This window comes from Pseudomonas sp. TE21394 (assembly GCF_054057835.1).
Map to the genome: position 1 here is coordinate 1916967 of NZ_JBSRZR010000001.1, position 20254 is coordinate 1937220.

Annotated in this window: 20 protein-coding genes; 10 read left to right on the forward strand and 10 right to left on the reverse strand. The window is 60.6% G+C overall.

What is annotated here, in order from left to right:
- Positions 1-39 precede the first annotated feature (39 nt).
- Complete coding sequence (locus ACVWZT_RS08875; protein ID WP_296234949.1) at positions 40-567, forward strand: DUF3617 domain-containing protein; 528 nt, start codon at positions 40-42, stop codon at positions 565-567.
- Here ACVWZT_RS08875 and folE2 read toward each other — a convergent pair.
- Positions 551-1456, reverse strand: coding sequence for a GTP cyclohydrolase FolE2 (folE2, locus tag ACVWZT_RS08880; RefSeq protein WP_457468994.1), 906 nt, complete (start codon positions 1454-1456; stop codon positions 551-553). The two genes, ACVWZT_RS08875 and folE2, sit on opposite strands and share 17 nt — an antisense overlap.
- Positions 1457-1479: 23 nt before the next feature.
- Positions 1480-1866, reverse strand: coding sequence for a glutamine synthetase (locus tag ACVWZT_RS08885; RefSeq protein ID WP_457468996.1), 387 nt, complete (start codon positions 1864-1866; stop codon positions 1480-1482).
- Between the two features lie 109 nt (positions 1867-1975).
- Here ACVWZT_RS08885 and zigA point away from each other — a divergent pair, with 109 nt between their 5' ends.
- From zigA to ACVWZT_RS08900, 3 genes are read left to right on the forward strand one after another with little or no spacing between them, the layout of a single operon-like run.
- Positions 1976-3184, forward strand: a complete 1209-nt coding sequence (gene zigA, locus ACVWZT_RS08890; protein ID WP_457468997.1) for a zinc metallochaperone GTPase ZigA — start codon at positions 1976-1978, stop codon at positions 3182-3184.
- Positions 3181-3807 (forward strand): DUF1826 domain-containing protein, encoded by a 627-nt coding sequence (locus ACVWZT_RS08895; protein ID WP_296234953.1) that lies wholly within the window; start codon positions 3181-3183, stop codon positions 3805-3807. The genes zigA and ACVWZT_RS08895 overlap by 4 nt, the downstream gene beginning before the upstream one ends.
- Positions 3808-3846: 39 nt before the next feature.
- Positions 3847-4815 carry a CobW family GTP-binding protein gene (locus tag ACVWZT_RS08900; RefSeq protein ID WP_457468999.1) on the forward strand — a complete coding sequence of 323 codons (969 nt, stop codon included), beginning with the start codon at positions 3847-3849 and terminating at the stop codon, positions 4813-4815.
- Here the strand turns inward: ACVWZT_RS08900 and ACVWZT_RS08905 are convergent, their stop codons facing one another.
- A complete protein-coding gene (locus ACVWZT_RS08905) occupies positions 4816-5208 on the reverse strand; it encodes a DUF3301 domain-containing protein (RefSeq protein WP_457469000.1) in 393 nt (130 codons plus the stop codon). It abuts the gene before it with no gap.
- Between the two features lie 121 nt (positions 5209-5329).
- Here ACVWZT_RS08905 and pdxY point away from each other — a divergent pair, with 121 nt between their 5' ends.
- The gene (gene pdxY / locus ACVWZT_RS08910; protein ID WP_457469001.1) at positions 5330-6202 is read left to right on the forward strand and encodes a pyridoxal kinase PdxY; all 873 of its coding nucleotides are present in this window, start codon (positions 5330-5332) and stop codon (positions 6200-6202) included.
- Here pdxY and ACVWZT_RS08915 read toward each other — a convergent pair.
- Positions 6199-6684 (reverse strand): acyl-CoA thioesterase, encoded by a 486-nt coding sequence (locus tag ACVWZT_RS08915; protein ID WP_009683536.1) that lies wholly within the window; start codon positions 6682-6684, stop codon positions 6199-6201. The genes pdxY and ACVWZT_RS08915 overlap by 4 nt on opposite strands.
- Positions 6685-6955: 271 nt before the next feature.
- On the opposite strand from ACVWZT_RS08915, the gene ACVWZT_RS08920 reads away from it, so the two are divergent.
- The gene (locus ACVWZT_RS08920; RefSeq protein ID WP_296234957.1) at positions 6956-8716 is read left to right on the forward strand and encodes a cation:proton antiporter; all 1761 of its coding nucleotides are present in this window, start codon (positions 6956-6958) and stop codon (positions 8714-8716) included.
- Between the two features lie 137 nt (positions 8717-8853).
- Here ACVWZT_RS08920 and ACVWZT_RS08925 read toward each other — a convergent pair whose 3' ends face one another.
- The 5 genes from ACVWZT_RS08925 to zwf all read right to left on the reverse strand — a co-directional run bounded on the left by ACVWZT_RS08925 (position 8854) and on the right by zwf (position 14539).
- Entirely contained in the window at positions 8854-9261 is a 408-nt protein-coding gene (locus ACVWZT_RS08925) for an SMI1/KNR4 family protein (RefSeq protein WP_296234958.1), read from the reverse strand.
- A gap of 112 nt (positions 9262-9373) precedes the next feature.
- Positions 9374-10237 carry a Tim44 domain-containing protein gene (locus ACVWZT_RS08930; RefSeq protein WP_296234959.1) on the reverse strand — a complete coding sequence of 288 codons (864 nt, stop codon included), beginning with the start codon at positions 10235-10237 and terminating at the stop codon, positions 9374-9376.
- 147 nt (positions 10238-10384) lie between these two features.
- On the reverse strand, positions 10385-12571 hold the full coding sequence (uvrD, locus tag ACVWZT_RS08935; protein WP_457469003.1) for a DNA helicase II: 2187 nt from the start codon (positions 12569-12571) through the stop codon (positions 10385-10387).
- A 130-nt stretch (positions 12572-12701) separates the two neighbouring features.
- Positions 12702-13016: a hypothetical protein gene (locus ACVWZT_RS08940; RefSeq protein WP_296234961.1), complete on the reverse strand. Its 315-nt coding sequence runs from the start codon at positions 13014-13016 to the stop codon at positions 12702-12704.
- Positions 13017-13096: 80 nt separating this feature from the next.
- Entirely contained in the window at positions 13097-14539 is a 1443-nt protein-coding gene (gene zwf, locus ACVWZT_RS08945) for a glucose-6-phosphate dehydrogenase (RefSeq protein WP_457469004.1), read from the reverse strand.
- Positions 14540-14642: 103 nt separating this feature from the next.
- Here zwf and hexR point away from each other — a divergent pair, with 103 nt between their 5' ends.
- Both hexR and ACVWZT_RS08955 read left to right on the forward strand, forming a co-directional pair.
- Positions 14643-15509, forward strand: coding sequence for a transcriptional regulator HexR (gene hexR, locus ACVWZT_RS08950; RefSeq protein WP_296234963.1), 867 nt, complete (start codon positions 14643-14645; stop codon positions 15507-15509).
- 148 nt (positions 15510-15657) lie between these two features.
- Entirely contained in the window at positions 15658-15876 is a 219-nt protein-coding gene (locus tag ACVWZT_RS08955) for a PA3496 family putative envelope integrity protein (protein ID WP_296234964.1), read from the forward strand.
- Here the strand turns inward: ACVWZT_RS08955 and ACVWZT_RS08960 are convergent.
- Positions 15818-16780 carry a LysR family transcriptional regulator gene (locus tag ACVWZT_RS08960; protein ID WP_296234965.1) on the reverse strand — a complete coding sequence of 321 codons (963 nt, stop codon included), beginning with the start codon at positions 16778-16780 and terminating at the stop codon, positions 15818-15820. The genes ACVWZT_RS08955 and ACVWZT_RS08960 overlap by 59 nt on opposite strands.
- A gap of 189 nt (positions 16781-16969) precedes the next feature.
- On the opposite strand from ACVWZT_RS08960, the gene ACVWZT_RS08965 reads away from it, so the two are divergent.
- Entirely contained in the window at positions 16970-18385 is a 1416-nt protein-coding gene (locus ACVWZT_RS08965; RefSeq protein WP_016712746.1) for an acetyl-CoA carboxylase biotin carboxylase subunit, read from the forward strand.
- Between the two features lie 12 nt (positions 18386-18397).
- Entirely contained in the window at positions 18398-20206 is a 1809-nt protein-coding gene (gene oadA, locus ACVWZT_RS08970) for a sodium-extruding oxaloacetate decarboxylase subunit alpha (protein ID WP_457469005.1), read from the forward strand.
- Positions 20207-20254: the final 48 nt, after the last annotated feature.

The window sequence follows — 20254 nt, forward strand, 5'->3', positions numbered from 1 at the left end:
CCGGCCCGGTTGGCCGGCTTTCCCCAGGAGCGTTCGTCCATGAAGATTCGTCTGCCACTGTTGGCTTTGGCCCTAGCTATGAGCAGCCCACTGGTGCATGCGCAAATGCTGCAGCCAGGTTTGTGGGAGCTGACCACCAGCAACATGCAGGTCGATGGCAAGCCGTTACCTGATATGGAATTCATGCTCGGCCAGTTGAAGAACCTGCCGCCGGAACAGCGCGCGATGATGGAAGGCGTGCTGGCTAAGCAAGGTGTCACTGTCGGCGGTAAGGGGGTGCGTTCTTGCCTGACCCCGGAGCAAGTAGCCACCAATGACATTCCGTTGCAGGACCCTAAGTCAGGTTGCACCCAGAAAATTACCGACCGCACCGGCAATGTGTGGAAGTTCCAGTTCAGTTGCCCGCGTGCACAGGGCACTGGTCAGGCGACGTTCCTAAGCGACCGCGAGTTCACTACACAAGTGAACGGCACGTTCAACGCTTCGGGTGTGCAGCAGCAAGGCAGTATGAATACCCGTGCCGTGTGGTTGGGGAATGACTGCGGTTCGGTCAAGCCGCGTAGCTGATATCCCACTGCCACTGGCTGGAAGCGACAGCATCGTGGGCATGCAGGCTTTCTGCATGTTCCACTCGCAGTTTGAAGGCTGTGCTCCATTCAACTTGTCGCAACGCCTTATGCAAACGCCGAGCAGCGTCTTCACAGAACATAAGATTCTGGCCATTGGCCAAGGCGAACGCTTGTTCATCGGCACGCTTGACTGCGGTCTGTACCGCTGTCGCCAGGCTCGCTTCCATGCGATCGATCAGTTCGGTGATTGGCAGATGCTGCTGACTGCTGCGTAACCTCACCTGAATGTGCGCGCTACTGCGTTGGCTATGGGGTGTCGCGACGATGCCCTCGGCGCTGCCAAGCCACCGTAACACCGCAGCCTTGTCGACCTGCGCGGCGGGGAAGTCCGCCTGGAACTGATGCTGGATCAGCTGCCGTGAAAGCGCAGCCGAGCATGGGCAGGTCGAAGAGTAGGGAATGGAAACAGATAGTTCCACGTGGAACATTCCTTTTTCGATCCTTGCATCGATCGATACAGGATAGGCTTTCCAGCCGTGCACAGGGCTGACCAGAGCACGCCTTTTCAGCAGATGCTCGAAGCGCAGACGCAGATAGGCCGCTGCAGACAGTCCTTCATGGCTGTCGAGGAAATCAGACAGTAGCTGGCGAATGGTGAGCGTTGTAAGCGGCTGGTGTTCCAAGGCTTGCAGGGCAAGGTATAGCCGTGACATATGGATACCACGTGAGCTGCCGTCCACCAGGCTTACGCCAGCATCAACGGTAGCCGCCGTTTGGCGTGCGTCGAAGTGGACCGGCAAGGCGATCCCGCACATCCCCACCCAGTCCAATGGTAAGGCATAGTCCTGGGTCTGGGTCGCAATGTCGGGGAGCTTGAGCTGAGTCATCTGGCATTCCAAATAATAGAGTTTCAACGGCAGCCGGCAATCAAGCTGCAATGCAGGTTGAAGCGTTGCCCACTGGAACTGGAAACGCGGTTAACGGTGGTCCAGCCGATGCGTCGGCTGTAACCCACCCAGGCTTCACCGTCACTGGCCAGGCCGGTAAAAAAGGTCAATGTGCCGTAGCGGCTGTTGGTCTGTGCCCAGAGACGGCGGCTGTTGAAGTCGTAACCCCGAAGGTAAAAGACGCTGCTTTCGCTGCGGACGCTATAGAAACTGCCCTTGCCATCCTGACAGGCGAGCAGTGTCGCGCTGCGGGTACAGAGCACCAACGAGCCGCCCTGTGGCATGGCGAGCAGCGAGGTGGGCAGCGCGAGCAATAGCAGCATCGAGGCGCGTAGCGGATTCATTTCCATCCTTTATCAGCACATGTTCGTCGAGAACGGCTTGGCGAAATTGTATTGTTACTTTATAACATTGTGCAATGCATCGTTGTGAATGCGCTTCGCCTGAAGAGGTTTTGCCATGTTCAATCGTCTCCCTGTTACCGTGCTGTCCGGCTTCCTTGGCGCCGGCAAGAGCACATTGCTCAACCATGTGCTGCGCAACCGCGATAACCTGCGGGTCGCGGTCATTGTCAATGACATGAGCGAAATCAACATCGACGCCAACGAGGTACAGCGCAATGTCAGCCTCAACCGTGCTGAAGAAAAGCTGGTGGAGATGAGCAATGGCTGTATCTGCTGCACGTTGCGTGAAGACTTGCTCGAGGAAGTGGCACGGCTGGCTGAAGAAGGTCGGTTCGACTACTTGCTGATCGAATCCACTGGGATCTCCGAGCCGCTGCCAGTGGCCGAGACCTTTACCTTTCGCGACGAACAGGGCCGCAGCCTTTCCGACATGGCGCGGCTGGACACCATGGTCACTGTGGTCGATGGGCTGAACTTCATGCGTGATTACCAGGCAGCCGACAGCCTGGCCAGCCGCGGCGAAACCCTGGGTGATGAAGACGAGCGTTCGATCAGCGATCTGCTGATCGAGCAGGTCGAGTTCGCCGATGTGTTGTTGCTGAGCAAGATCGACCTGATCAGCCAGCACCAGCGCGAAGAGCTCATGGCCATCCTGCGTAGCCTTAACGCGCGTGCGCAGATCATACCGATGGTCATGGGCGAGGTCCCGCTGGCGCGTATCCTCGATACCGGCCTGTTCGACTTCGACCAGGCCGCCCAGGCTCCTGGCTGGTTGCAGGAACTACGCGGTGAACATGTCCCTGAAACTGAAGAGTACGGTATCGCGGCCACCACTTGGCAGGCTCGGCGGCCGCTTCATCCACAGCGCTTTTTCGATTTTATCCACACGCCCTGGAGTAATGGCCGGCTGCTACGTTCAAAAGGCTTTTTCTGGTTGGCTAGCAAGTTCCAGGAGGCCGGGAGCTGGTCGCAGGCGGGTGGCATGATGCGACATGGCCTGGCCGGCCGCTGGTGGCGCTTCGTTCCGCGCGAGCATTGGCCGCAGGATGCGGATAACACCGCTGCTATCCTTGAACAATGGACTGCCGACAGCGGTGACTGCCGCCAGGAGCTGGTGTTCATCGGGCAGAATATCGATTTCGCGGAATTATCCACAGCACTCGATGCATGCCTGTTGACCGACGAGGAGATGGCACTGGGTCCCATGGGCTGGTTGCGCCTGCCTGATCCGTTCGGACCCTGGCAGGAGGAGGTCGCAGCGTGATCGCCGTACGCAAATCTGTGGATATCTTTCAGGCATTTGGTGACACACCACAGGTGCTGACCGACGTGCTGCATGATGGTGTCAACCTGGCTGTATGGCGTCGACGCTTGCCTGCGCAACTGGAGGACTTTGCCGCTCTGGCCGTCAGCCTTGGCCGGCCTTTGGCAGACCAACGCGTAATAGACGTCGACGAGCGGCACAGGCCGGTATTGACCGAGCTGTTGCGGGAAACAGCGGATCTGCACGGCTATGAAGCATTCGTTGCCGATGTGACCTGGCTGGTCGCGGCCTATACCTGCCTGGTTGGCGCACGGCGGGTCGGATTGCGTTTACGGATACTGGCAGAACCCATGTGCCCACGCTTCCATGTGGATAACGTGCCGCTGCGCTTGCTTACCACTTACGCTGGGCCGGGTACCGAATGGTTGCCCCTGCAGGCGAGTAAGGGCGTGGATTTACGCACAGCCCAGCCTCCTGTGGATAACATCCAGCATCTGCAAGCAGGCGACGTAGCGCTGCTCAAGGGCGAGAAGTGGCAGGGCAACGAAGGCGCTGGCTTGATGCATCGTTCGCCGCCGGGGCAGCAGGGGCGGCTGCTGCTCAGCCTTGACTGGCTGGCCTGACGGCGCATAGTGAGGCATCACCATCGCCTGAAGTCCCCCATGCTGCAGAATATTCCTACCCATGTGATCGCCGGCCCGCTCGGTGCGGGCAAGACCACCCTGATCCGCCATCTGTTGGCCCAGCGCCCGGCTCATGAGCGCTGGGCAGTGCTGATCAACGAGTTCGGCCTGGTTGGTCTTGATGCGGCCTTGCTCAACCGTGACGAGGACGGTGTCGCCATTGGCGAGGTCGCGGGTGGCTGTCTGTGCTGCGTCAATGGCATGCCGTTTCAGGTCGGCCTGGGCCGGCTGCTGCGCAAGTCCCGGCCTGACCGGCTGTTCATAGAGCCATCCGGGCTGGGTCATCCACTGCAGCTGCTTGTTCAGTTGCAACAGGCTCCATGGGCTGGGGTGCTCGCAGTACAGCCGTTGTTGATGGTCGTGGATGCACAGGCGATGGCTCGCAACGAGCGGCTGCCGGATGCTCAACAGCAGGCGCTCGATGCTTCGAAGCATGTTGTTTTCAACAAGGCCGAGTCGGTGGATGAGGGTAACAAGGCATCTATCACCAACAGGTTTTCTGAAAAGAACGTGTTCTGGACCATCGATGGAAAGTTGCCAGTGTCCGACCTTCCGATGGTAGCCGGCGCCAAGGCCGCCTCTGCGCTTGTGGATAATCGCATGCTCGACACTGTTGCTGTTCCCCCAGCCCTTTGGGCAGCTCCGAACCAACCGATCTGCCTCGCCCAGCAGGGCGAGGGAGGCTGGAGCATCGGCTGGCGCTGGCATCCCGACCAACAGTTTTATCCACAACGCCTGCTGGCGTTCCTGCGAGCTTGGCCATGGCGGCGTGCGAAAGGCGTTATCCACAGTGTGGAAGGCTGGCAATCATTCAATGCCCTCGACGGCGACATGCCCATCTGGCAGCCCAGCGATTGGCGCCGGGATACCCGCATCGAGCTGATTTTCGACCAGCCACAGTCGCAATCCGCGTTGCAAGCCGGTTTAAGCGAATGCCGCGTTAGCTGATCAGTTGCGCCAACGGTTGTGCTCCTGACGCCATTGCTGCATCTCGATGACGTTGTCGGCGCGTGGCGAGGTCTTGATTTCGAACGGGTAGGGCGCCAGTTCGATCTGCACGCTGTGGGCGCCGAACTGGGTTATGGTACCGGGATGACGTTGCTCGCCGGTAACCGTGAACTCGAAGGCATAGACACGCGCCAGGCGTTTGCGGCCATTGGCATCCGGAACAAGGGTGATGCGCTTGAGCGCGACGGCATCGTCGAGCAACTCGAGGTCGAGCTTGGCGCAGTGCTGTTTGACCCGCTCCAGGGCTTTTTCACGCAAACCGTGGTTGTGCCACAGCCAGGCGCCTGCCGTAGCTACCAGCATCAGGACGAAGAGGTTTTCCAGGGTCAACATTTACATCTGCTCCAAACAGGTCGATCCAGCTTAACTGCGTCCCTGGCCTGTCGTACAGGTGGCAATCGAGTCCATACTGCGCTGCGCACAATTCCTTGAAACAGCTTTGGAAATCTTCCGCATGAAACGTACCCCGCACCTGCTCGCCATCCAGTCCCACGTGGTATTCGGCCACGCCGGCAACAGCGCGGCGGTGTTTCCCATGCAGCGTATCGGGGTCAATGTCTGGCCGCTCAATACGGTGCAATTTTCCAATCACACACAGTATGGCCAGTGGGCAGGTGAAGTGCTTGCTCCGGCGCAAATTCCTGCGTTGGTGGAAGGCATTTCCAACATTGGCGAGCTGGGCCACTGCGATGCGGTGCTGTCAGGGTATCTGGGCAGTGCCGAGCAAGGCCGGGCGATTCTGGCTGGTGTCGCGCGGATCAAGGCGGTGAACCCAAAGGCTCTGTACTTGTGCGACCCGGTCATGGGGCACCCGGAAAAGGGCTGTATCGTGCCGGCGGAAGTCAGCGAGTTCCTGCTCGACGAGGCGGTCGCCACAGCTGACATACTGTGCCCCAACCAGCTGGAGCTGGACAGTTTCTGCGGGCACCGTGCGCAGTCACTGGATGACTGTCTGCGCATGGCGCGCAGCCTGCTGCAGCGCGGGCCGCAGGTGGTGCTGGTCAAGCACCTGGCCTACCCCGGGCGTGCCGAGGATCAGTTCGAAATGCTGCTGGTGACTGCCGAGCACAGTTGGCACCTGCGCCGCCCGCTGTTGGCGTTCCCGCGGCAGCCGGTGGGCGTCGGGGACCTGACATCAGGCCTGTTCCTGGCACGCGTGCTGCTCGGTGACAGTTGGGTACAGGCGTTCGAATACACCGCTGCCGCCGTGCACGAAGTGCTGCTGGAAACCCAGGCCTGCGCCAGCTACGAATTGCAGCTGGTGCGGGCCCAGGACCGCATCGCGCACCCACGGGTGCGCTTCGAGGCACAGCCGCTGGCGCTTTAGATGGCGTCGGTTTTCAGGTCCTGATAGCGCTTTTCCAGTTCCTGGCGGATCTGCCGGCGTTGCTGGCCCTGCAGGAAACGACGCTTTTCCTCGCTGCTCTGCGGCTGGCGGGGTGGGACCGGTACCGGGCGACGGTTGTCGTCGACCGCGACCATGGTGAAGAAGCAGCTGTTGGAATGGCGCACCGAGCGTTCGCGGATATTCTCGGTGACCACCTTGATGCCCACCTCCATCGAGGTGTTGCCGGTGTAGTTGACCGACGCCAGGAAGGTCACCAGTTCCCCCACGTGTACCGGCTCGCGGAAGATCACCTGGTCGACCGAGAGGGTAACCACATAGCTGCCGGCATAGCGGCTTGCGCACGCGTAGGCCACTTCGTCGAGGTACTTGAGCAGGGTGCCGCCATGTACGTTGCCAGAAAAGTTGGCCATATCCGGGGTCATCAGGACGGTCATGCTCAGCTGGGCGTTTCCAGGTTCCATAGTGTGCTCACGGTGAGGTTGCGCTGAATCGGGCGAATGGGGTCGTTGGGGATGATCATCTGAAGACACTTCTGTTTCCCCTCTTGGAATTGACCTTCCTGATACGGGACGTTGGCTGACGTTCCATCGTCACGCTGATCATGCCACTGGCGGCGCCTTTCCTGCCGATCTGTTTCTTCATATTGCATCGCCTTTTTGCGGCAGGGTGCGATGTTAACCTGACGAAGCCCATGCAACATGGGGAAAAACAGACGAGAAGAAGGATCGCGCCATGCATGCCATCAGCTTCATCCAGGACCTGGCTGTGATCATGCTGGTCGCTGGCATGGTCACCATTCTTTTTCATCGATTCAGGCAACCCGTCGTGCTGGGCTATATCGTCGCCGGCTTCATCATTGGCCCGCACACGCCGCCGTTTGGCCTGATACACGATGAAGACACCATCAAGACGCTTGCCGAACTGGGTGTGATCTTCCTGATGTTCTGCCTGGGGCTGGAATTCAGTTTGCGCAAGCTGTTCAAGGTCGGTGCCACTGCCTTCATCGCGGCGTTTCTGGAAATCGTGCTGATGATCTGGATCGGTTTCGAGATTGGCCGCTGGTTTGGCTGGACCACCATGGACTCGTTGTTCCTCGGTGCCATTTTGGCGATTTCTTCGACCACCATCATCGTCAAGGCGCTGAACGACCTGAAGATGAAGAACGAGCGCTTCGCCCAGCTAATCTTCGGTGTACTGATCGTCGAGGATATTCTCGGCATCGGCATCATTGCCCTGCTGTCCGGTATCGCCGTCAGCGGTACGGTCAGTTCGGGCGAGGTTTTCTCCACCGTTGGCAAGCTGTCGCTGTTCATGATCGTCGCGCTGGTCATCGGCATCCTGTTGGTGCCGCGGCTGCTGGCCTATGTGGCCAGGTTCGAGAGCGACGAGATGTTGCTTATTACTGTGCTAGGCCTGTGCTTCGGCTTCTGTCTGCTGGTGGTGAAGCTCGAATACAGCATGGTGCTGGGCGCCTTCCTGATTGGCGCGATAATGGCGGAGTCGCGCCAGTTGCTGAAGATCGAGCGCTTGATCGAACCGGTGCGCGACCTGTTCAGCGCCATTTTCTTCGTCGCCATCGGCCTGATGATCGACCCCCAGGTGCTCGTGGACTACGCATGGCCGATCGTGGTGATTACCCTGGCGGTGGTCCTGGGCAAGATGCTGTCGTGTGGCATGGGCGCATTCATCGCCGGAAATGACGGGCGCACGTCACTGCGGGTCGGCATGGGGCTTTCGCAGATTGGCGAATTTTCCTTCATCATCGCCGCACTTGGCATGACATTGCAGGTGACCAGCGACTTCCTCTACCCGGTGGCTGTGGCTGTATCGGCAATTACCACGCTGTTGACACCGTACCTGATCCGCGCGGCCGACCCGCTGTCGCACAAGCTCGGCAAGGCCGTGCCCAGCCGACTGGCGCGGGTGCTGTCGTTGTACGGCGAATGGTTGCGCAGCATCCAGCCCCAGGGGGAAGGCGCCATGCTGGCGGCAATGATCCGGCGCATCCTGTTGCAGGTGGCGGTCAACCTGGCGCTGGTGATCGCGATATTTTTCAGTGGTGGCTATTTCGCTGGGCATATCGGTGACTGGCTCAGTGAGTGGGTCAGCGATGCCAGCCAGCAGAAGGCATTGATCTGGGGCGCAGCCTTGCTGCTGTCGCTGCCGTTCCTGATTGCTGCCTATCGCAAGCTCAAAGCGCTATCGATGGTGCTGGCGGAGATGAGTGTAAAACCAGAGATGGCCGGGCGGCATACCCAGCGCGTGCGCCGTGTGGTTGCCGAGGTGATTCCGCTGCTGTCGCTGCTGGTTATCTTCCTGCTGTTGTCAGCGCTGTCGGCAAGCATTCTGCCGACCAGCGAACTGCTGCTGGTAATTGCCGTAGTGGCGGCGTCAGTGGTGGCGTTGCTGTGGCGATGGTTTATCCGGGTGCACACCCGGATGCAGATTGCCTTGCTGGAGACGCTGGAGAATAGCCACGAGAATTCGCATTGAACCGGCAACGCTTTCTGCGCCAGATTTCACCGTCGTCCGAGGGGATGGAGCGGTAGCGATGTCGCCAAGCGCAGGAAGCCTGGCGATGTTAACTGCATTAATGGCACTGGGCTACTAATTTGCCGAAGCGCGGGTGGTCAGCTTTCCAGCCAGACATCCCGCGCCCAGTGCCACACCGACTCCCAGCTGTCCTCGCCGACCATCTCCTCTTCTGCGTCCCACAGCACCACGGTGCCGTCTTCTTCGACGCAGTAGTAATTATCGCCGTCCTGGCACAGTGGGATAAGGTCGCGTGGCACGCCGGCATCCCAGGCATTGGCGGCAACGTCAGGCAGGTAGGTATGCGACTGCGGGTCGGTGACGGTCACCGGCTCCAGCGAGCCGTACACCACATCGCTGACGGTCAGCAGAAACTCCTTGAACACGAACGGAATGTTGATGAACAGCTCTTCTTCGATTTCGACCAGCAGGTCCTCGTCGGGAAGCTCAAGTGGCACCGGCACTGGCTCATTGGCTTCACGGAGTTGTTCGATCACTTCTTCCACGGTTCACTTCCTCTGACCTAGATGACAACGCTGCGCGTTATACCCTAGTAGCCCAGTCTGGCAAAAGCAAAAACCCCGGGGAAGCCCGGGGTTTTGGTACAGCATGCAGCAGTTAGCCGTTTTGACGGATACCGGCCACCAGCCAAGGCTGGTTTTCGCCCTGGGCGCGGACCATGTGCCAGCTTTCGCTGAACACCTCGCCCTGGTCGAAGCGCGAGGTCTTCGACACGCCACGGAAGGTCAAGGTAGCGTCGGTGCGGTCGGCACGGTCGTCGACACCGTCCAGTTGCACATCGAGGTTTTCGATGTAGGTGGACTGGAAACCGTCACCCAGGTCAGCCCGCTCGCGCTTGAGGAATTCGAGCATTTGCGGGGTAACGAACTCGGCGATCTTGTCCATTTCGTTGGCGTCCCAGTGTTGCTGCAGCGCCTGGAAGTGGTTGCGGGCGGCGGCCAGGAAGCTTTGCTCGTTGAACCACGCCGGAGCGTTGATCACCGGCGCAGCTGCGGCTGCAGGTGCGGCCGAACCACCGAAGATCGAAGGCTGGGCAGGTTGGGCGTGGACCTCACGCTGCATTGGTGCGTGGCCTGGCATGGCCATTTGCGGCTGCTGTTGACGGCGGCGCGCGGCGATGAAGCGGAATACCAGGAAGGCGATGAGCGCCACGATCAGGAAGTCCAGGATCTGGAAACCTTCGAAACCGTCGCCCATGAACATGGATGCCAGCAGACCACCGGCGGCGAGGCCGGCCAGTGGGCCCAGCCAGCGCGAAGCACCGCTGGCGGCCGGTGCGGCGCGGCCAGGTGCGGTCGGCGCGGCAGCAGGCGCAGTTGGCGTGGTTGGCGTGGCTTGACGGGTCTGGTGGATAGGCGCGGAGCCCGAGCTCTTGCCGCCGCCGAAACGCTTGGCGTTGGCATCCAGGCTCAGCGTCAGACCGACGCAGAGCGCCAGAGCGATGCTAAGAAAACGTTGCATAAATGGGATATCCCCTGTTGTGGATTACACGCGCGTCATGGTGCACAGGTTCCCGAGCACATGACCAGCGACATAATGTTTCTAGCTTTTGCCTGACTATTACCAAGCTGGCAGCGCTGGCCGCTCCTACAAGGGCCGGCGCAGGTTTCAGATGGCTTCGAGCTTGGCATAGCCCAGCATCAGCCACTTGCTGCCTTCGGCGAAATTCACCTGCACCCGTGCCTGTGCGCCGGAGCCTTCGAAATTCAGGATCACGCCTTCGCCAAACACCGCATGCTGCACGCGTTGGCCCAGGTTGAATGTTGTCTGCGGGATGCTGGCATTGGCGAACAGGTTGCTGTTGGTAGTAGCCTTGGCCCCGCCGAACGGGCGGCTGACACTGTTGGACAGGCGCACTTCCTGAACCAGACCCGTCGGAATTTCACGTACGAATCGTGACACCTTGTTGTAGGTTTCGCTGCCATACAGCCGGCGCGTTTCGGCATAGGTCATGACCAGCTGGCGCATGGCACGGGTGATGCCGACGTAGGCCAGGCGGCGTTCCTCTTCCAGACGGCCGGGCTCTTCCAGGCTCATCTTGTGCGGGAACAGGCCTTCTTCCATGCCCACCAGGAATACATAGGGGAACTCCAGGCCCTTGGCGCTGTGCAAGGTCATCAGCTGGATGCTGTCTTCGTGCTCGTCGGCCTGGGCATCGCCAGCCTCGAGCGAGGCGTGGCCGAGGAATGCAGACAATGGCGAGAGGTCGGCGTCTTCTTCGGTGGACTCGAAGTTGCGCGCCGCGCTGACCAGTTCTTCAAGGTTTTCTACCCGTGCCTGGCCCTTCTCACCTTTTTCCTCCTGGTGGTAGATGATCAGCCCGGACTGCTCGATGGTGGTCTGGGTCATGGTATGCAGCGGCATGTCCACAACCTTGGTCGCCAACCCCTCGATCAACTCGATGAACGCACCCAGGGCACTGGCCGCGCGGCCTTTCAGCGCCTTCGCCGCCAGCAGTTGGCACATGGCCTCCCACATCGACAGCTGGGCGTGGCGGGCATGCTCGCGGATGGCTTCGACGGTTTTCTCGCCAATCCCGCGTGGCGGTACGTTGATCACCCGTTCAAGGGCGGCATCGTTGCCACGGCCTTCGATCAGGCGCAGGTAGGCCATGGCGTTCTTGATCTCGGCGCGCTCGAAGAAGCGTTGGCCACCGTAGATGCGGTAGGGGATACGCTCGCGCAGCAAGGCTTCTTCCAGCACCCGCGACTGGGCGTTGGAGCGGTACAGAATGGCAATTTCGTTGCGCGCATTGCCCTGCTTGACCAGGCTCTCGATGGTTTCCACCACGTAGCGCGCCTCGTCGTGCTCGTTGTAGGCCGCGTACAGGGTCAGCGGTTCGCCTTCGCCCATGTCGGTCCACAGTTCCTTGCCCAGGCGCCCGCTGTTGTTGGCGATCAGCGCGTTGGCGGCCTTGAGGATGCCGCCGGTGGAGCGGTAGTTCTGCTCCAGGCGGATCATTTCGGCGTCAGGGAAGTCGGCAGTGTATTGATGAATGTTCTCGATCTTGGCCCCGCGCCAGCCGTAGATCGACTGGTCGTCATCGCCGACCGCCATCAGGCTGTCACCACCGCGCGCCAACAGGCGCAGCCAGGCATACTGCACGGCGTTGGTGTCCTGGAACTCATCCACCAGCACGTGGCGGAAGCGCCGCTGGTAATGTTCCAGCAGGCCAGGGTGGTCACGCCAAAGGTCCAGGGCGCGCAGCAGCAGCTCGGAGAAGTCGATGACCCCGGCGCGCTCGCAGGCCAGTTCGTAGGCGCTGTAGACGTCGCGCATGGTCGACAGGAACAGGTCGCCGCCGGCCTGGATATGCTGTGGTCGAAGACCCTCGTCCTTCTGCCCGTTGATAAACCACTGGGCCTGGCGTGCCGGCCATTTCTGTTCATCCAGACCCAGCTCGCGCATCACTCGCTTGATCAGGCGCTGCTGGTCGTCGCTGTCGAGGATCTGGAAATTCTGTACCAGCCGCGCCTCCTGCCAATGTGCCCGCAACAGGCGGTGGGCCAGGCCGTGGAAGGTGCCGACCCACATGCCTGCCGGGTTGATCCCCAGCAGTTGCTCGATCCGCTGGCGCATTTCCGCCGCAGCCTTGTTGGTGAAGGTCACCGACAGGATCGAGTGCGGCGATGCCTGCTCCACCTGGATCAGCCAGGCGATGCGGTGCACCAGCACGCGGGTTTTACCGGAACCGGCGCCGGCAAGCACCAGTTGACGCCCGAGCGTGGCCGCTACGGCCTGGCGTTGGGCATCGTTGAGGGAATTCAGCAGGAGGGAGAGGTCGTCTGTGTGCATCGGGCCATTCTAGGGCGCGGCACGGGAACGGGCAAACCTCTACTGTATAAATATTCACCTTGCCAGCGGCCGTTCATCGACCTGATGGCAGGCGCCAGGCCGCCACTCGGGCGGCGCGCTCAACCAGGGTTCAGTCGTTCATCTCAAGGGTGCGTATTTCACAGCGCTGCTGGGAACCGGCGTGAGTGATTTCCAGCATTTTCCAGCGGGTGCCACCCGCGCGTTCGAACGTCACGGTTTTTTCTGTCAGCACTTGCGGGGCAATCGCGCCGCTGTCCAGCAGCTGAAGCTCCAGCACCTCCCAGCCACCCCGGTGGCGTATCCTGGGTTCGACCAGCACCGGCTCGATAGCCGGGGAGGCGACCATAACGGTGCCATGGACGCTGAAGACCTGCTCGCCGTTGACGGTGTCATTGATTGCGACGAGGTTGGCGATATTGGACATTGTCTGCTCCTGTAGTGGGTTGAAAGTAGCGTCGGCGCCACTGTCATCCCTTCCTTTCTCCACAGGAGCCGGGCAAGGCTTCAGCTATGCCAATGCCTGCCCTGCCTGGCAAGCAGGCTGTTGGCCTGGTCCGGCCCGTTAGTGCCTGCCGGGTACGGTCGCGGCGCCTGGAAGTGTTCTTCGCAACCCTTGATGATCGGGTCGATCCACGCCCAGGCCGCTTCCACTTCGTCGCGGCGCATGAACAGTGTCGAGTCGCCCTCCAGCACATCCAGCAGCAGGCGCTCGTAGGCCTCCCAGCGGCGGGTCTGGCTGAATACCTGGGCCAGGTTCAGATCCAGGTCCACAGGTTCCAGGCGCATGCCCTTGCCGGGGCTCTTGGTCATCATGCGCAGGCTGATGCGTTCGTCCGGTTGCAACTGGATCAGCAACTGGTTGACCTGGCCACCCATGAACAGCTCGTGTGGCACTGGCTTGAACTGGATCACGATCTGCGACGAGCGTCGTGCCATGCGTTTGCCGGTGCGCAGGTAGAAGGGCACACCTGCCCAACGCCAATTGTCGATGTGCGCCTCGATAGCGACGAAGGTTTCGGTATCGCTGTCGTTGTCGACATCCTTTTCGAAATAATAGGCCGGTACTTCCTGGCCGCCGATGCGCCCGGCGCCATATTGGCCGCGTACGGTCTTGTCTTGCACGTCCTGGCCGGTGATGGGCTTGAGAGCGCGAAGGATCTTCACCTTTTCGTCACGCACCGCTTCAGCCTCGAACTGCGCGGGTGGCTCCATGGCCACCAGACACAGCAACTGCAGCAGATGGTTCTGCAACATGTCGCGGATCGCTCCGGCGCGGTCATAGTAGGCACCGCGGTTCTCTACCCCCAAGGTCTCGCAAACGCTGATCTGCACGTGGTCGACCTGGCTATTGCGCCACACGGGTTCCAGCAGTGCATTGGCAAAGCGCAAGGCCATCAGGTTCTGCACGGTTTCCTTGCCCAGGTAATGATCGATGCGAAATACCTGGTTTTCCTCCAGCACCGCGCCAATTGCTTCGTTGATGGCGGTGGCTGATTGCAGCGAGTGGCCGATGGGCTTTTCCAGCACAATGCGTGCTTCGGTGTCGACCAGGCCTGCGTTACGCAGGTGATTGGCGATGGGCACGAACAGATTGGGAGCAGTGGCCAGGTAGAAAATCCGCGTCAAGCCGCCGGGCTCACCCAGGTAGCGCGCCAAGCGGCCGAAATCGGCGCTTTGCGAAGCGTCCATGGGAAAATAGTCGACCCGCGCGGAAAACCGTCGCCAGACATCTTCATCGAAGTCGTTGCGGGCAATCTGTGCCCGGCAATGACGCTCGACGAGCTTGAGATATTCGTTACGTGGCAAATTGCGTCGCGCCAGCGCGATGATCCGCACGGCATTGTTCAGACGGGCCTCGCGAAACAGGTGGTAGAGCGCCGGAAGCAATTTGTGCAGGGCCAGATCGCCAGTGCCGCCGAAAACCAGAATGTCGCAAGGAATAGTCAAACCACCACTCTCCACGTTCGTTTAACTGGGCGGGTTGGCGTCCATGTAGTATAACTACAAGAAAGCTACAACCCGGCCAGCCGATCATAACCGAGTCCAGCCTGTGAATCTGTTGCAACATATCGCCCAATCGCGCCACCTGCTGCGCAAATCGGAACTCAAGGTAGCCGACCATGTGCTACTCGACCCGGCTGCGGTCATGCACAGCTCCATGGCCGACCTGGCGCACAGCGTAGGGATCAGTGAACCGACCATCGTGCGCTTCTGCCGCGCCATCGGTTGCTCGGGTTTCCAGGACCTGAAACTGAAACTGGCACAAAGCCTGGCCGCCGGGGCCAGTTTCGGTCAGTTCGCCATCCATGAAGACGACTCGGTAGCCGACTACAGCCTGAAGATCTTCGATACCACCTTGCATACCTTGATGGAAGTGCGTGAGCACCTCGACCCCCAGGCGCTGCAGCGGGCAGTAACCGCAATGGCACAGGCGCAGCGTGTGGAGTTCTATGGCTTTGGCGCCTCCGGCGCGGTGGCGGCCGATGCCCAGCACAAGTTCTTCCGCCTGCTGCTCAGCGCGGCAGCCTATTCCGACCCGCACATGCAGGCGATGTCGGCGGTGACCCTCAAGCCAGGTGATGTGGCGGTGTGCATTTCCCAGTCGGGCCGCTCCAAGGACCTGCTGATTACCGCCAATCTGGTGCGCGAGAGCGGCGCCAACCTGATCACCCTGTGCCCCAGCCAGACGCCACTGGCCGAGCTGTCAACGGTCAACCTGGCGATCGACGTGCATGAAGACACCGAAATCTACACGCCGCTGACCTCACGTATCGCCCACCTTGTGGTGATCGACGTGTTGGCCATGGGCGTGGCCATGGCGCGCGGGCCGAGCCTGGTCAACCACCTGAAGAGCGTGAAGCGCAGCTTGCGCAGCCTGCGTCTGTCGCCCAAGTCGATCAAGGCTACCGACGACTGAATACTTCCTGTACCGGCCTCTTCGCGGTCAAGCCCGTGAGAGGCCGGTACAGGCTGGGCAAATTCACCATTTTGTCACCGTTTCAACGCTAAACCGTAAACCACCAAGGCCAGTCTGAAGTCCTCGCATCCTATCTGGGAGACAGGCAATGGCTCGTGACTACGACGGTACTTACCAACCCAGCGCCAAGGCTCGCAAGCAGCAGGAAAAGGATCAGCGCCGCATGGAATACCGTCGCGCGATCGAAAGCTATTGCGACCAACGTCAACTGCTGCGCGACCTCGTGGACTACCCCGAGTTGCAGGACCTCACGGTGTGGCAGGCGTCTGCGGCAACTTCCCCGAAAAGCGCTCAACCAGGCCGCTGATCAGCGCACGTTCGCCGCGGATGAACGCCAGGAATGCCAAGGCGACCGGTGACTGCCGTTTGGCCTTGGACTGCACCACGCACCAGCTGCGGTACAGCGGCAGCTCCTCCACCGGCAGCTCCTGCAACACACCGGTAGCCAGTTCAAGGTTGACTGCGTGGCGGGTGAGCAGGGCAATACCCAGGCCGGCGATCACGCATTCACGCTGGGCATCGGCCGAGGCAACTTCCAGGGTCTGGGTAAAGTGCACGCGCTTGTCCTTGAAGTACTCCTCGCAAGCTTTGCGCGTACCTGAACCTTGTTCCCGAACCAGCAGAGTATGAGGCTCAAGGTCCTGCAGGCGTAGCTGTTCCAGCTTGCACAACGGGTGTTCGGGCGGGGCCACCGCGATGATCGGGTTGTTGAGGAACGGCAGAAACTCCAGGCCCATGTCCTGTGGCACCATGGACATGATGATCAGGTCGTCGCGGTTGTCCGAAAGGCGGCGGATGGCCTGGGCCCGGTTGACCACCGTCAGGGTCAGGTTGACCTCCGGGTGGCGCTGCTTGAAGGCGGCGAACAGGTGTGGCACGAAATACTTGGCACTGGACTCGATCGCCAGCTTCAGCTGCCCCTGGAGTGAGCCCTGCATGTCCGACAATTGCATGTCCAGGCTCTCCAGGCGGCCGAAGATATCGCGGCTGGCGCGTTGCAGGGCTTCGGCAGCTTCGGTCAGGTAGAGCTTCTTGCCCACGTACTCGAACAGTGGCTGACCGATCAGCTCTTCCAGCTGGCGGATCTGCAGACTAACGGCGGGTTGTGTCAGCGCCATCTCTTCCGCAGCGCGGCTGTACGAGCGCAAATCGCACACCTCGTTGAAGATCTGCAGTTGACGTAACGTCATACGCATCAATGACTTACGCATTTTTTTCGGCCCTTTGGCAAAACCTTGTTACCGAACTATAAGCTTTTGCTTATACAGCCTCTAACAAATATTGATTTTTGTTTATCAACCTACAGCGCTAGGGTGAATGTGCGACTGGCCAGCTACGCCTGGTCACGCGCCGACCGGTAGAACCGGCTCGACTGTTCCTACGGCTTTGGGAAGACTCCAGTGATAAAAAAAATCCTGATCGCCAACCGAGGTGAAATTGCAGTTCGGATCGTGCGCGCCTGCGCCGAGATGGGCATTCGCTCGGTGGCGATCTATTCCGACGCCGACCGGCATGCGTTGCACGTCAAGCGCGCCGACGAAGCCCACAGCATCGGTGCCGAGCCGCTGGCCGGCTACCTGAACCCGCGCAAGCTGGTCAACCTGGCTGTGGAAACCGGCTGTGATGCCTTGCACCCGGGCTACGGTTTCCTGTCGGAAAACGCCGAGCTGGCAGAGATCTGCGCTGAACGCGGGATCAAGTTCATTGGCCCGGCCGCCGATGTCATTCGCCGCATGGGCGACAAGACCGAAGCACGCCGTACCATGATCGCTGCCGGTGTGCCGGTGACGCCGGGCACCGAAGGTAACGTTGCCGACATTCATGAAGCCTTGAGCGAAGGTGACCGCATCGGTTACCCGGTCATGCTCAAGGCTACCTCTGGCGGTGGTGGGCGTGGTATCCGCCGTTGCAACAGCCGCGAAGAACTGGAACAGAACTTTCCCCGCGTCATCTCCGAGGCCACCAAGGCCTTTGGCTCGGCTGAAGTATTCCTGGAAAAGTGCATCGTCAACCCCAAGCACATCGAGGCGCAGATCCTCGGTGACAGCTTCGGCAACGTGGTGCATCTGTTCGAGCGCGACTGCTCTATCCAGCGCCGTAACCAGAAGCTCATCGAAATCGCTCCAAGCCCGCAGCTCACTCCCGAGCAGCGTGCCTACATCGGTGATCTCGCGGTACGTGCCGCCAAGGCGGTGAACTACGAGAACGCTGGTACCGTGGAGTTCCTGCTCGCCGATGGCGAGGTGTACTTCATGGAAATGAACACCCGGGTGCAGGTGGAGCACACCATCACCGAGGAAATCACCGGTATCGATATCGTCCGTGAGCAGATCCGCATTGCCTCGGGCCTGCCGCTGTCGGTCAAGCAGGAAGACATCCAGCACCGCGGCTACGCGCTGCAGTTCCGGATCAACGCCGAAGACCCGAAAAACAACTTCCTGCCCAGCTTCGGCAAGATCACCCGTTACTACGCCCCCGGTGGTCCTGGCGTGCGTACCGACACGGCGATCTATACCGGCTACACCATTCCACCGTTCTACGACTCCATGTGCCTGAAGCTGGTGGTCTGGGCATTGACCTGGGAAGAAGCCATGGACCGCGGGCTGCGGGCCTTGGACGACATGCGCGTGCAAGGGGTGAAGACCACCGCCGCGTACTATCAGGAAATCCTGCGCAATCCCGAATTCCGTAGCGGCCAGTTCAATACCAGCTTCGTCGAAAGCCACCCCGAACTGACCAACTACTCGATCAAGCGCAAACCCGAAGAGCTGGCCCTGGCCATCGCCGCCGCCATCGCCGCCCACGCAGGCCTGTGAGGAACCCCCATAATGTCCAAGAAAATTCATGTAACCGACACGATCCTGCGCGACGCCCACCAGTCCCTGCTGGCCACCCGCATGCGTACCGAAGACATGCTGCCGATCTGCGACAAGCTCGACAAGGTCGGCTACTGGTCGCTGGAAGTCTGGGGCGGTGCCACCTTCGACGCCTGCGTGCGCTTCCTTAAGGAAGACCCGTGGGAGCGCCTGCGCAAGCTGCGTGCAGCGCTGCCCAACACGCGCCTGCAAATGCTGCTGCGCGGCCAGAACCTGCTGGGCTACCGCCACTACAGCGACGATGTGGTCAAGGCCTTCGTCGCCAAGGCCGCGGTCAACGGCATCGACGTGTTCCGCATCTTCGACGCCATGAACGACGTACGTAACCTGCGCGTGGCCATCGAAGCGGTCAAGGCTGCCGGCAAGCACGCCCAAGGCACCATCGCCTACACCACCAGCCCGGTGCACACCATCGAAGCCTTCGTCAACCAGGCCAAGCAGATGGAAGCCATGGGTTGCGACTCGGTGGCGATCAAGGACATGGCCGGCCTGTTGACCCCGTACGCCACCGGCGAACTGGTCAAGGCGCTGAAGGCCGAGCAGTCGCTGCCGGTGTTCATCCACTCCCACGACACTGCCGGCCTGGCCGCGATGTGTCAGCTGAAGGCCGTGGAAAACGGCGCCGACCACATCGACACCGCCATCTCCAGCTTTGCCTGGGGCACCAGCCACCCGGGCACCGAGTCGATGGTTGCCGCGCTCAAGGGCAGCGAGTTCGACACCGGCCTGGATCTGGAATTGCTGCAGGAAATCGGCCTGTACTTCTACGCGGTACGCAAGAAGTACCACCAGTTCGAGAGCGAGTTCACCGCCGTGGATACCCGCGTACAGGTCAACCAGGTACCGGGCGGCATGATTTCCAACCTGGCCAACCAGCTCAAGGAGCAAGGCGCGCTCAACCGCATGAACGAAGTGCTGGCAGAGATCCCGCGTGTGCGTGAAGACCTCGGCTTCCCGCCGCTGGTGACCCCGACCTCGCAGATCGTCGGTACCCAGGCGTTCTTCAACGTGCTGGCTGGCGAGCGTTACAAGACCATCACCAACGAGGTGAAGCTGTACCTGCAAGGCGGCTATGGCAAGGCCCCGGGTGTGGTCAACGAACAACTGCGTCGCCAGGCGATCGGCAGCGAGGAGGTGATCGACGTACGCCCGGCCGACCTGCTGAAGCCGGAAATGGCCAAGCTGCGTGCCGACATCGGTGCCCTGGCGCGTTGTGAAGAAGATGTGCTGACTTTTGCCATGTTCCCGGACATTGGCCGCAAGTTCCTCGAGGAACGCGAAGCTGGCACCCTGACGCCTGAAGTTCTGCTGCCAATTCCCGAGGCGGGTGCAGTAGCGTCTCATAGCGGCGAAGGTGTGCCGACCGAGTTCGTCATCGACGTGCACGGCGAAACCTACCGCGTCGACATCACAGGCGTAGGCGTGAAGGCAGAAGGCAAGCGTCACTTCTACCTGTCGATCGACGGCATGCCGGAAGAGGTGGTGTTCGAGCCGCTCAACGAATTCGTCGGTAGCGGCAGCAGCAAGCGCAAGCAGGCCAGCGCTCCGGGCCACGTCAGCACCACCATGCCAGGCAACATCGTGGATGTGCTGGTCAAGGAAGGCGACATGGTCAAGGTCGGCCAGGCCGTGCTGATCACCGAAGCCATGAAGATGGAAACTGAAGTGCAGGCGGCTATCGCTGGCAAGGTCGTGGCTATTCACGTGGCCAAGGGCGACCGCGTGACGCCGGGCGAGATCCTGATCGAGATCGAAGGCTGAAGCCTTCATCTACAAGCGGTTAACCTCTGGGGAGCGGATGCTCCCCTT